Origin of the sequence: Paenibacillus andongensis, from assembly GCF_025369935.1 — a bacterium.
Taxonomy (GTDB): Bacteria; Bacillota; Bacilli; order Paenibacillales; family NBRC-103111; genus Paenibacillus_E; species Paenibacillus_E andongensis.
Map to the genome: position 1 here is coordinate 1338689 of NZ_CP104467.1, position 12876 is coordinate 1351564.

Sequence of the window (12876 nt, forward strand, 5' to 3'; positions counted from 1 at the left end):
ATTTTGGGTTTGAGCGAGATTTTACGAGAAGAAGTGATTGTGTTTGTGATAAACCTGCAATTGTACATGCTTTTTATCTTTGAATAGCTCCTATTCGTACATTCCTGCAAACGTGCAGGCTTTTACGGTCTTTTTTAAATTCAGGATGGAAAAGCTAAAAATTCCTGCATAATAGAAGGCATTTCCTCTATTCAAACGATTTTAGCAAAAATTTCTGCACTTTCGCAGTTATTGTGGGTCGTTTCAACAGCGATTGGAACCCACACCCCTCCCTATGCACTTAAGAATGGGTTTACACCAAGGACCTGAGGCAGAGCCTGAGGTTTTTTCTTATTAGAATTTATATGTTTTGGGTTTGGGGCAAGCGAAGCTTATCCCTTATTTATTCGTGTGCTCCGGATTAAGCACGTTTGCTTAAGGGCACCCGGTTAGCGCGTTTTCAGCGCTTATTCTGCACGGTCGCTCAGGATGGTCTGCTGAGAGGTCGATTTTCGGCTTCTCAGACTCTGTCAGCGAGCTTCGGCTCGCAGAGCTCTCTCTGAAAGCGCGGTTTTCGCGCTTTTTTTACCCCAGCTGCCCCATACATTTCTACAACTGTAATCAATTCATAACCATCGATTTTCTTCCACAAGTTTATTTACTTATTTTTAGAAAAAGTATCCGAAAGGATAATAGACTGAAAATCGCCCCGATGATAGCTTAGTACACAGAATGGAAATTATTAGCTATCAGGAAGGGGAATACCTATTGAAAAAAAGTAGATTTCATAAAGTGAAGAACAGAGCAGTAACCAGCTTATTAGCAGCTGTTCTGCTTATTACAGGTACGATGCCCAGTGCAGGGCCGGTTCAGGCACAAACACAAACACAAACACAAGTCCAGGCTCCCGATGTGGTTGTCAAGACAATGGTGGCTAAACCGGCGGCGGCTGCGGACGTTGGAATCCCGGTTCTTGATGCTATGCCAGCCGTAAGCCAGGAACCTTCTTTGGCTATAAGCGGTTATGCCGACCCCGAAGCTGCGGTAAGCGTGTGGTACGCCGTTTATGGGGGCGAAGAGCGTCATGCTGCGCCGACCATCGCTCACGACGATGGCAGCGGCCGAGGGCGGTTCGCCTTAAATCTTGAATTGACCGAAGAAGGGAAATACAGCATTACGGCATCAGCGGAAAAGGATGGACGTGTAAGCGAGCGTTCAGCGCCAGTTGTGGTAAAAGTAGACTGGACAGATGCAGGCGACGTTATCAATGTTACTTGGAACTTGCTTGCCTATAACCGCGTCATGCTGAAGTGGGACCCGCCTTACCTGGAAAACGGCGAGCCCAACCCGGATGTGAAGAAATATTTCGTTTATAACGATGACAGCGGTGAAAAAGTGGCTGAGACTTCGGATCCTTCTACCGTTGTGGATAGTCTGGAGCAGAACAAGCTTTACACTTACCGAATTGTCACCGTGGATGAAGCAGGGAACGAGTCTTCAGGTTCAAGGATCAACGTCGGGGCGTCGCCGAAGTCGGAATTGAAGCTCGCTGATCTGGTCGAGAATGCCGGGGCCGACACAACTTGGACAGCGATTAGCGCTGACGGATCGACGGTTGTTTACTCTGACGCAGTCCGTGAAGGTTCGGAGCTGCATCACTTGTATGCAATCGACACGGCTTCAAAATCCAAAGAGACGGTAACGCGCACCAAGGATGGCTCGCCGCCAAGCGGCATTGTGAGAGACCCTAAGATTAACCGCACGGGCAATATTATCGTCTTCACGTCGAATGCCAGCAATTTGACCGCTTCCCCGGGAGCGGCTGGCGACCATATTTATGCTTACGACAGAGGGACGCACAATCTGGAGTTGATTTCTTCGTCCGAAGGCGTGGCTGCTGATCCTGTAGTTAGTGGAGATGGCCGCTGGATTGCATTTACCGAGGACAATCGCGTGTACGTCTTCGATCGGAATAGCCATTCGCGGAAGCTGGTGAGCGAAGCGCTGAGCGGTTCGGAGAACGGGAGTAGTTATGGACCTGCAATCAGCGGGAACGGAGCCATCCTTGCTTTTCTGTCCGATTCCTCGAATTTGTTGGGAGCGGCTGGAAGCAGTAACGAGCAGGCTATTTATATTTATGATGTGGCAGCAGCGAGTATCGTGAACCGTTTCGTTTTCAATGCCTACCACAGCAGCCTTGCTGTGAACGGCGACGGCCGGTACATCGCTTATACCGAAGCGGGGGGACCTGGCTGGCATGCGATGCCTTATTATTTTGACCGTACGACAGGCGAAACTTTTGATTTGAATAGCGGACGGTCAGAAACTGAGCTGACGCATAAAACCTACAACAAACTGACCATTAGCGGCAGCGGAAAAATCGTTCTGGCTAATCTCGTGGATACCGATCCGCCTGTATTATACATGAATAATTATAGCGAGATGTTTGATCGCGATAAGGGGAAAGTCGTAACGGCCGGGAATCCGGCTTTGAACGCATATGCAGCGGCCATCGACGGCGAGGGCAACCGGATCGTTTATGCCAGAGGCAACGCGCTGTATACCTATTGTTTGAACGATTGCGGGACGACTGGACCTCAGCAGCCGATCACCTCCAGTTATTGGTCCGTGCCTGCTTCATCTTGGACTGGTAATGAATTGAAGCAAGGCAGCACATTGAAGTTTCAGGCTGAAGGTGCGACAGGGCTGACGGTTGATGCCGTCATTGCCTATAAACAGTTACCGGCAGGAGACGACTCCTCCACAGTCGAGACCAAGGAGAGTAAAGTTCGGCTTCCCGAGAATCTGGATACAGCCGGATTGTATCGAGGGGAATTTGAGTTCCCTGCGGGTACGACCGAGATCGTTTCAGTTGTTGTGCAGCTGGAAGACGGCAGCAGCCGGGTTGTTTTGGATCACCTGCCTGTGAAGGTGGCGGGTTTGCTGTCCGTGGATATCGAGACATCGCAACCGGATATGCTGCTCAGCTCGCTTCTGATTGTAACCAATCCGGCGCTTGTGGAGTCGGAGACTGCGGTCAGCAAGGATGTCGCGCATTACGATATCCCGCTGCCATCCGGCGAGCCTTATGCGATCAAGCTCTACCAGGATCAGGTAAAGATCGCGCTGGCGCAGCAAACCGGGCTTGCCATTCGCAATGGCGCAATTACGCATGTAAAGTTGATTCCCGTATTCACGGCATTGCTGAATGTCAAAGTGAACTATAATGGCCATCCGGCGGAACCTGCGGTCGTTGTTTTCAAGAAGGCCTCAGACGGAACGGAACTGGCCAAGGTAAACGCTAACGCGCAGGGAGAAGCTAATCTGCCGGGGTTACACGAAACCGGAGAAAAAATAACGGTCAGCGTAACGCCGCCACTAGGATTCAAGGGCGGTGATGCGCAGACGATAACGTTGCTTCTGGGGAAGAACGAGCTGACCTTTGAGTTGTTCCCAACGAGCGCATCCGTTAAGGCGGTAACGATGAAATATGCGCGAACGGTCGGGCAGTATGGCAGCGAGGTTCCCGTGATGGGCAGCGATGCGAGCATCGAGGCTGAAGCGAAGCCGGGCCTGCACTTGGAAGCCTTTGTTGCTTACCTGCAATGGAAGGGGGGCTCGGCTCCGGAGGCAGTCGAGACCAAGATCGCGCTAAATGAATCCGAACCGGGCAAGTATAGCGGAGTTTTCCGGATTGAGGAGGGCGTGGCCCGAATTGATGCTGTGTACATGGAGGTGGATGGCGAAAGGCTGACAAACCGTTATGCCATCGATAAGAACGTCGCAGGACGTCTTAAGGTTATCTTTGACATTCCGAAGGGTGAAGAATGGAGCAATGCGCTGAATAAAGCGGGTTTGACCGTCTTCTACTTCAACGATATCTATAAGCGCCATTATGAAGAGCAGGAAGTCACTTCCGGCAAGCTCACCTATACGTTCGATGTTCCATACACAGGCATTCCTTACCGGGTAACGGTGAAGCCGTGGTCCTCTTCCTTGGTGCCCGTGCAGACAGACGCTCCGGAGTTCGGTTTCGGGCAGACCGGTGAAATCACGATTAAGCCCGAATACATGGTGCAAATGAAGGGCGTTGCCAAAACGGAGAGCGGGCAAAAGGTACCTGTTTCCTATAATTTGACGGATGATAAAGGAGCGGTTCTCCTAAAGGGCAATGCAAACGGGGACATCGATTTGCGGTTGGCAGCGGATTACGGTGATAAGTATCGACTTCAAATCGTGCCGTCTGACCCGCTATATTTCGGGAAGCAAGTCGATCTTACAGCCGATGCTTTGTCCAAAGAGATTCCTATGGTGCTCTCCAGCAAACCGCTGCATGAACTGACGGGGAGAGTAGTGGGTACAGATGGCTTGCCAGTTTCCGGAGCTACCGTGACAGCTATTATGGATGGCAAAGAGCGGACTTTCCAAGCCACTACCAAGTCCAACGGCACCTATACGCTTATGCTTCCGGCCGGTACAGCGAAGGTTCGGGCATCAAATTACAGGAATCAGGGCTTCCAATCTAAGCTAAGCACGGTGATCATTCCCGAAGATGGCGGAGCGGCTGCTGATTTCCGTTTGCTGGATTATGCTTCCGTTGACTTTAAATTGTATACCAAACAGCTTGGAAGCGACTGGCAAGGGCCGATAACGTTTGATTGGCGTGTGGCCGTTCACTTGGGTCTGAAGACATCGCATGGGATTATGCAGTATGGACCACCAATGAAAGTAGCGGCTGTTGCCGGGGATACGTTCCAAATCTGCCTGAATGGGTATGAGGCCGATTTGCCTTCAGCTTGTAAAGAAGTAACGATCGGAGATGATAATCAGGCGGCTGTGGAGATGCGTTTAGAAAGCACCGGTGCGCAAGCAACAGCATCCTTTGCGAAGCCGGACGGCTCAAATTTAAGCAATGTGTATCTCCAAATGTATCAGCTGAACGGCGAGGAAGCGGTCTATCAAAACATGAAATACAGCCGCTCGGGCAACCGGTATGTTATTGATCTTCCGAGCAAAGGCCGTTACCGAATGATTGCGAAGGGAGAAAAAGGTCTGACCTCGACGGTGGAATTTACGGTAGATGCTGCAGCTCCCCTTGATTTGGGGCGGATTACTTTGCAGGCAGCGGGCAATTTCGGCGGGTTGGCCGGTAATGGGATTGGCACTTCGTCTGATTTCATTACTCCAAACGGTAAAGTAACGGCACGCGTTACGTACAATAATTCGAACTTCCCGGCCATCGACGCTGCTAACGCTGTGATCTCGCTAGAGTTGCCGAATGCTTTGGAACCAATGACGGGTACATTAATCGTTAATGGCCAGGCCAAGGAGTTCGAGAAGCGGAATGGGAAAATTGAAGTTCCGCTAGGCAATGTCAAGGCTTATCAAGAGGGCAGCTTGACGCTCGGGTTGCGTGTAGGCGATCCCGGCATAGCCGGAAATCTCCCGTTGACCGCTCGAATCCGCTATACGTCAGGCGGAGTTGAACGGGAGGAGATGCTTGGCACAGTGCTGCTGCAAGTGGTGAACGTAACGCTGAGGGTTCCCGAGACTGTCGTCAAACCGCAGTTCCGGGTCAGCGGGACAGCACCGGCCGGTTCGGAAGTGACCGTTTATGACGGAAGTGACATGCTGGGTACGGCAGCCGTTTCGACGGGAGGTACCTGGCAATTGGATGTCGAGCTCAAGGATACGGAAACGGTTAGACATAGGATCCGCACAGAAGCGCTTGCCGGCGGAAGCCGAGTGACAGGCGAGGAGTCCGTAATCGTCTATGATGTCAATGATCCTGGATTAGAGGAAGTAACCTTACGCCAAGGCGATGGCCGCGTTCAGATTTTTCATCCGGATAATGGAGTAGCGGTATTTCCTTTCGTCTTCGTACCGGGACAGCCGTTTGTTTATAAGCTGAAATTCCGCGATACCGCCCGCATCTCGGATGTACAGATATGGAATGGGGACACGGCCGCCGAAGCCAGACTGGTTAATGGCGAATACGTTGCGGCGATGACGCTCACCAAGGATCCCGGACCTATCGCGGTCACTTACCATAAGAAAGCTGATCCGCAATATATCCCGCCGCGCCCGACGGAGAAGGAGCTGCGCGCTACGCTACCTCAGGCACTGCGCAACTTTGCAATCGAATCGGTCACGCTGCCGGAGGAGGGGCTGCAGGAAGGCCAGCTTGCATCGGGCAAAGCGATGAGCTTAAATATTCGCTTAAACGAAACGCTTTCTGCCAAAGTAAGCTTTACTTCATCGCCGGTGGCAAGCTATTCGCCTACAGAGCGGGATTTACAATTGGAATCGCAGTCGGGCATCCCTTTGTATGGTTCATCTCTCCAACACTCAGTCAGTGATTCGGGAGCAACGGCTTCCTTCAGCGCCATTTATCCCAATCGTGCCGGGTCAGGGTTGCGACGCACTGCTTTGCTTTCGCCTGAAAATGTAAAGATTATTGTGGATCTCTTCTCAACAGGTACAAAGATATATGATACCAGTGAAGCGCTCAACAGCCTTGTGAGTCCAAGCACAGCAGATCGAATAACGGCTGATATCGAAGCGGCGCAAGGGCTATGTGATCCGCAGGCTGCCGAATATTATTCCAATATGGCTGAAGAAATCAAAATGGACATTTACTTCAGCGAATTGCTGAAAAACGCAATTAACTGGGTAGGGTCAACCAAATTCGAGGGCCCTCAGGGCTTGCTGTTCTGGGTTGAAGGAACATGGGCCGGCAAACAATTGGATGCCGTCGTCGACGGGGAATTAAACGAACTTGAGTACTATCTCAAGCAATATGATTGTAAGCTAAAACCCTATCCGAAACCTCCTAAGAAACCGGCGGCTACGCCTAAGTACATTTATGATCCTAGCGGATATGTGTACGAAGGAATGCCTGCCAATCGTCTTAAAGACGTGACGGCTACCGTCATGGAGCTGGATTCGGCTAGCGGCTCTTGGAATGCTTGGGATGCTGAATGGTATGAACAGCACAATCCTCAGATTACCGATCATGCCGGACGCTACGGCTGGGACGTTCCGACGGGCAAATGGAAGGTGAAATTTGAGAAAGACGGCTACGAGACAGTCTACAGCAATGAGCTCGACGTACCGCCGCCGCAGCTCGATGTTAACATCCCGATGAAGTCCTACGCGCCGCCGCAGGTCGGCTCCATCAGGGCTTACCCGGAGGGCTCGAAAGTGAATATTTATTTCACCAAGCCGATAGAGACGGATACGGCGACCAAAGACACGGTCGTGATTAAGGGCGCAGACGGTGCGGCGGTAAAAGGGGCGGTTAAAGCCATCGACCCGGCAGCCGGCCAGAATGGCAAGCAGCTGGCGATGGCTGTTGAGTTCACACCTGAGACGCCGCTTGCGGCAGGGGGAACTTACACAGTTGCCGTAAGTGGTTCAATTGTCTGCTATGCCGGAGTTCCGCTCGGTACAGATTCGTTGGCGTCCATCGTCATTGAAGCGGCAGACCGGACGCCGCCGCAAGAGGTTGCCGGGTTAACAGGAGGATTGTCGGCAGACGGAGCTTCATTAGTCTGGATAAATCCGGACGATACCGATCTTGCAGGTACACGTATCCGCTGGAAGAAAGCTGGAACGGATTCATATGGGAATCCGGTGGACGTTGTCAAAGGACAGGAGTGGGCCGTCGTGAAAGATTTAGCCGCTTCGGAAGCTTACGATTTCCTGGTCAGCACTGTTGATGAATTCGGCAACGAGTCGGCCGGAGCTAGGTGGAGTTGGTCGGCCGGCGAACGCCGCCCCGATTTAGCGGCACCGCCGACGGCTGCGGATTTGAAGGTTGTATCTACCGGCAAGGACCAGATCCGTCTTGCCTGGACGGATCCTTCAGCGCGGGATCTGGCTAAGCTGAAGATCAGCTGGTCACCGGAGAATAATGAAACGAAAGTTCAATCTATTGAAGTGGCTAAGGAAATCCAAGCTGCTACGATTACTGGACTTCGACCGTCTACGAAGTATAGGATCGGCCTTGTCGCGATCGACGAGAGCGGTAACGAATCGTCCACAGCCATCGTAACGGCAGAGACAAGTGCAGATTCCGGAGGCGGCTCGATCCCGGGAGGCGGCAGCGGCAATCCGGGATCCAGTGGCTCCGGCGAGCAAGCCGGGAATGCCAAAGCTTGGGTGACCGGGCGGGCAGGCGGCTCGTTCGAAGCCTTTGACGGGAAGGTTAAGCTGGAAGTGAAGCCGGATACTTTTGCTGATGATACGAAAGTTACTTATGCTACGGCGCCAGATCCGCAAGTGGTGCTGCCCGCAGGCTACAGCAGAATGTCGCCATCCTATCTGATCGATGGGGAGAGCGCTAAGCCAGGACACTCCATGAGGCTGGACATCGCATACGACCTGACCAATGCGCAAAACATAGATGCTCGCCAGTTGGGCATCTACGTCAAGAATTCGGCCTCTGCAAGCGGTTGGACCTATGTCGGGGGCACTGTGGACAATAAAAACCACCGGATTCGCGCGAACATAAAGGGATTCGGTGAATACGCTGTGATGCGATTTGAGCGTTCCTTCACAGATATGTCCTCACACTGGAGCAGACCGGATGTCGCTGTGCTGGTAAGCCGCCATCTAGTGAGCGGCACGACAGATGACAGATTCGAGCCAGACCGCTTGATTACGCGAGCGGAAATCACCAAGCTGCTCGTTCAAGGGCTGCAGCAGAGCGGTGTTGAAAGCAAGATTCCTGAGCCTGTTGCCGCAGTCGGAGCTGCGTTTACAGACGTAGTGAGTGATGCGTGGTTTGCGAAGTCCGTGGAACAGGCTGCCGGCTATGGACTCATAGAAGGCGCGGATGGACGATTCCGGCCTAACGATCCGATTACGCGCGAGGAGCTTGCCGTGTTGTTTACACGCTTTGCCGTACTGACAGGTGCGTCGTTATCGAATACGGGTGACTCGGCGCTCTCCCGATTCAGGGATGAGGGAGATATTTCGGACTGGGCAAGGAAGGATTTCCTTCATGCTGTCAGTCTGGGATGGATCCAAGGCTTAACAGAAGCGACGGCCGAACCGAAGGACAGAGCGAGCCGCGCGCAAGCGACGGTGATGCTGCTTCGTGTGCTGGACAGCTTGGAACTGGTATCAGTTCGTCCCTAGTCGGAATAATCCGGGTTAATAAATATCGGCAAGATGATGACGCCGGACAATCGCTTAGAAATCCTATTTAATAAAAAGGGACCGTATGGAAATGGATAACTTCTGTACGGTCCCTTTGTTGGTTTTGCTATAGCGAGAAAGGAGTCTGAGGAGACATTTTTAGAGGGCAGTAATGCAATATTAGCCCTTCCTCATACAAAACACTTTATGCTATTATTGGGTAAATTTAGATTTAAGGCAGGGGATGAGTAAGATGGAGTTACGGATGTCCTTGGTCCGCCCCACGGTAAATTTGAAGGACGAATATCTCTCTTTTTATCAAGAATGGATAGAAAGTGGAGAAGACATGGTTCCGTGGGTTATAAGTAAGGACCCTTCTGATTTTGAAGGTATGGTACAGTTTCTTTTTAATAATGAAAAAGGTGAAAACTTGCCTGGAAATCGGGCTCCAGATTCCACATTTTGGTTAGTCGTTGGTGATAATAAGGTGGTAGGTGCTGTTAACATTAGACATCGTCTAACAGAAAAGTTATTTAATTGTGGTGGACATATTGGATATGGTATTCGTCCCAAGGAGAGAAATAAAGGTTATGCGAGTAAATTATTAGCCTTATCTTTGCAAAAAGCCAAAGAGCTAGGAATCGAAAAAGCCCTTGTTGTTTGCGATGAAGGTAATATAGCTTCTGAGAAAACAATTTTGAAGAATGGTGGGATACCAGATTCAAACTTCGTTGAGGAGGACGGAAACGTTATTAAGAGATTTTGGATAGAATTATCGTGAACTCTTTTTTAACTAACGATCTTGCGGTATACCCGAAGAAAAAAAGTCTTGAACGTTACGTTACGTAATGTTTTATAATCCAGTTACCGGTAAATGAATGGCGCTGAAGAAGGGGTTGATTATGAAGCCGCATTGGAAAGTCGGGGAAATTGCCAAACTGACAGGGTTAACAATTCGAACATTAAGATTTTATGATCAAATCGGCTTGTTCTCGCCATCCGATCAGACGGATTCGGGGCACAGGTTGTACACCGAATCTGACATTTCGCGTCTTCACCAAATTCTCTCATTAAAGGAATTGGGTTTAGCGTTGGAGGAAATCAAGTCGCTTCTGGCCCAGGAGCATTGCAGACCAATTGAGATAGTATCCATACAAATCGCCAGTCTAAAAGCTAAAATAAAGATTCAGCAGAAGCTTCTTGAAGAGTTAGAACATGTGTCAACACTCATGCAAATGAAGGAACCGTTGACCGTAGACGATTTCACAAAAGTGCTGGTTATGATGAAAAAGAGCAACGACAAATATTTCTTTGAGCAACAGATGAAAGTAGAACAAAGTCTTGATCGACTAGGCAATTTCCTCGCCGAACAAGATATTGACGAACTTTAACATAGGGAGGAACACATATGAACGAACGATCTGTACACCACGCCACGTTTACCGTTGAGCGAACTTATCAAGCATCACCCGCGCGAGTGTTCGCCGCTTGGGCAGACTCTGAGGCCAAAGCCCGTTGGTTCTCGAAAGCTGATGAATTCGATTTCAGGGTTGGCGGACGGGAATTTAGTCGTGGAGGCCCGCCAGACGGCCCAATCTTCACTTTTGACGCCTGCTTTCAGGAGATCGTGCCAAATCAACGTATCGTCTATTCGTATACCTTGGATATGGGCGAGACACGAATTTCGGTATCGGTGACGACAGTAGAATTAGAGTCAACGGATGCAGGTACTAGGTTGATCTTTACAGAACAAGGAACTTTCCTCGATGGTCACGATACACCGGAACAGCGTGAACATGGTACGAAGGCCATGCTCGACACTCTCGGAGAGGTATTGAGGAACGAATCGAATTAAAAGTGGAGGCCGAGATGAGAAAAGTTATTTTATTCATTCATACTTCACTGGATGGCTATATTTCCGGTCCAAATGGAGAAATGGATTGGATCATTTATGATGAAGCATTGCAGAGTTATGCCTCGGACTTACATAGCACCGTTGACACTGTTTTATACGGGCGCGTTACGTATCAAATGATGGCAGGCTTTTGGCCAAATCTACCTGAAAGTCTACTAGAGTCGAAGTACCACGTTGAGCAAGCTCGATGGCTGGAGGATGCTACGAAAATCGTCTTTTCCCAAAGCCTTGAAAAGGTTGAATGGAAGAACTCAAGGTTGATCAAAGAAAACATTCCGGAGCAGATCTCTACACTCAAACAACAGCCCGGAAACGACATCATAATTATCGGTAGTGGTAGGGTTTCCCACTACCTCATGCAAAAAGGATTAATTGATGAGTATCGGATTAACGTTAATCCTGTTGTACTAGGTGGTGGAATACCGTTATTTAAAGACGTCTCGCATAGAATCAATCTTAAACTTGAAAAAACAATCCCTTTTCATACAGGGATTATTGGTCTAGTCTACCAAGCTATAAGATGAGTATTTGAGAAAATTCATAAAACGATAGCACAATAACAACAGGCTGCCGGCTTATTCGGCAGCCTGTTGAAGTAACGGGAGAATAACTTGGATGAAAATTCGGCTGTTCAGCCGTTGAAATAGTGCCCCTCTTCGAGGTCAGGGATCAATGCGGAGTGCACCGTCTGCCATCCAGGCGTTCCTGAGTTAGTGCGCTCGACGTCGGATTGTCTGTCTACGCGGCGAAGTATAGCCTACCTGCCGACTCAGATCAAAAATAACTATAGCCATACTCTCCATTGATCACCAAATCAAGTTCACGGTATGGTGAATGAGAGCTCTTTAATATCGTGAGAGGGTGGTGGTCAGGTTGATGTTTAGAGAATGCCATATGCATGAAGTGCAGCATCTCATTCAAGAATATGTTCGTACGCTATCTTCGCCTTTTGATTCTTTTTTGGAGGAGCATATTCGCGGGTCTGCTTTTTATTTGATTATAGATGGATTAGAAGAAGTCGGCTATTATGCGATTCACAACGATCAGCTGCTTTCTCAATTTTTCATCCGGCCATTCTATCAAAAGCATGCTCAAGAGCTTTTAGATCAAGTGATTGCAAAGCATGCTGTAAAGTCTCTATTCGTTCCAACCTGTGACGAACTATTCGTTAGTCTAGCTTTAGATAAGGATTTTACGATAACGAAGCAGGCTTATTTTTTTCAAGATAGTCGGGTGAAAATACCGGAGGATAACGCATTCGATGGTGATATTTTCGCTATTGCTAGTTTAGATGAACTTTTACAAATCCAGCAGACTTGCGGGGATTTTCTCGATCATTATGCTAGAAGGATTGAGAACGGAGAAATATTCACGTATTATCGCGGGTCCGACTTACTTGGTATCGGCGTTCTTGAAAAAAGCAGCATGCTCGTGGGAATGGCGAGTATAGGCATGTTTACGAATGAATCCTATCGAAAACAAGGCATTGGGCGTAGCATCATTTTGAAATTAAAAGCGTGGTGTTATGAGAGCGATTTAACACCGATCTGCGGATGCTGGTATTACAATGAGGCGTCCAAACGGACGTTAGAAAGTGCGGGCATGTTTACCAGAACCAGGTTGTTAAACGTAAAGGTGACGCCTCGTTAACACTTGGTTGAGAGAATTTCTACGGTTAAAGAATCATTTTACCGATAAGGTACAAAAACGCGCGGCTAGAAACGATCTGACTAGCGCCGAAGTCTAACTGCTCGAAAGGAGGCATCGCGCGCAAGGGTGGACGATCGGCAATTGGGGCAATATGGTATAATGGGCTTGAATCGGGAGACAAGGGAGGA

Annotated in this window: 6 protein-coding genes; all 6 read left to right on the forward strand. The window is 49.5% G+C overall.

From position 1 onward, the window contains the following. Window positions 1-747 precede the first annotated feature (747 nt). The 6 genes from NYR53_RS06155 (at window position 748) to NYR53_RS06180 (ending at window position 12688) form a co-directional block, all read left to right on the forward strand. Complete coding sequence (locus NYR53_RS06155; RefSeq protein ID WP_261304382.1) at window positions 748-9123, forward strand: S-layer homology domain-containing protein; 8376 nt, start codon at window positions 748-750, stop codon at window positions 9121-9123. A 253-nt stretch (window positions 9124-9376) separates the two neighbouring features. Further along, window positions 9377-9904: a GNAT family N-acetyltransferase gene (locus tag NYR53_RS06160; RefSeq protein ID WP_261304383.1), complete on the forward strand. Its 528-nt coding sequence runs from the start codon at window positions 9377-9379 to the stop codon at window positions 9902-9904. A gap of 121 nt (window positions 9905-10025) precedes the next feature. Next, window positions 10026-10514, forward strand: a complete 489-nt coding sequence (locus NYR53_RS06165; protein WP_261304384.1) for a MerR family transcriptional regulator — start codon at window positions 10026-10028, stop codon at window positions 10512-10514. A gap of 17 nt (window positions 10515-10531) precedes the next feature. Next, window positions 10532-10978 (forward strand): SRPBCC family protein, encoded by a 447-nt coding sequence (locus NYR53_RS06170; RefSeq protein WP_261304385.1) that lies wholly within the window; start codon window positions 10532-10534, stop codon window positions 10976-10978. 14 nt (window positions 10979-10992) lie between these two features. Then, window positions 10993-11562 (forward strand): dihydrofolate reductase family protein, encoded by a 570-nt coding sequence (locus tag NYR53_RS06175; protein ID WP_261304386.1) that lies wholly within the window; start codon window positions 10993-10995, stop codon window positions 11560-11562. A 352-nt stretch (window positions 11563-11914) separates the two neighbouring features. Beyond that, window positions 11915-12688, forward strand: a complete 774-nt coding sequence (locus NYR53_RS06180) for a GNAT family N-acetyltransferase (RefSeq protein ID WP_261306291.1) — start codon at window positions 11915-11917, stop codon at window positions 12686-12688. Window positions 12689-12876: the final 188 nt, after the last annotated feature.

Excerpts from the sequence above, each read along its gene's own strand:
- NYR53_RS06165 (WP_261304384.1), top strand. The coding sequence starts at position 10,026 with ATGAAGCCGCATTGGAAAGTCGGGGAAATTGCCAAACTGACAGGGTTA.
- NYR53_RS06180 (WP_261306291.1), top strand. The coding sequence starts at position 11,915 with ATGTTTAGAGAATGCCATATGCATGAAGTGCAGCATCTCATTCAAGAA.
- NYR53_RS06175 (WP_261304386.1), top strand. The coding sequence starts at position 10,993 with ATGAGAAAAGTTATTTTATTCATTCATACTTCACTGGATGGCTATATT.
- NYR53_RS06170 (WP_261304385.1), top strand. The coding sequence starts at position 10,532 with ATGAACGAACGATCTGTACACCACGCCACGTTTACCGTTGAGCGAACT.
- NYR53_RS06160 (WP_261304383.1), top strand. The coding sequence starts at position 9,377 with ATGGAGTTACGGATGTCCTTGGTCCGCCCCACGGTAAATTTGAAGGAC.